Origin of the sequence: Robertmurraya sp. DFI.2.37, from assembly GCF_029211245.1 — a bacterium.
GTDB classification, from domain to species: domain Bacteria; phylum Bacillota; class Bacilli; order Bacillales; family Cytobacillaceae; genus Robertmurraya; species Robertmurraya methanolica_A.
Genome location: NZ_JARGEJ010000561.1, coordinates 1 through 307 on the forward strand (window position 1 = coordinate 1; position 307 = coordinate 307).

Sequence of the window (307 nt, forward strand, 5' to 3'; positions counted from 1 at the left end):
AAAATTCCTTGCTTTACGGTAGGCACCATTACATCCACCTTTCGAAACTGCGTATCTAGCACTCTCGCAAGTAATGCTGAAAATTGAGCCCCAGTCACCGGCTCTTCTGGCCGATAAGAACCATCCGGATAGCCAAAAGCAATATGATTCGAAGTGAGATTATGGATTGCCTTCAAATATGGACTCGTTTGCTCCAAATCATAAAATGGAAAAACTGCGCCCGTGTTAAAATCGAAGGCTCCGTCTAAGAGAATAGCATCTTCTCCTCTCGTTAGCGGCTTCTTTCCTTCTCCTCCCTTCTCCGGTG

The 307-nt window shown here is 45.6% G+C and carries 1 protein-coding gene; it reads right to left on the bottom strand.

Annotation, left to right across the window (positions count from 1 at the left end; genetic code table 11):
- Nucleotides 1-307, bottom strand: a 307-nt coding sequence (locus PZE06_RS27700; RefSeq protein WP_275792358.1) for an S-layer homology domain-containing protein, incomplete at both ends; no start/stop codon positions are given.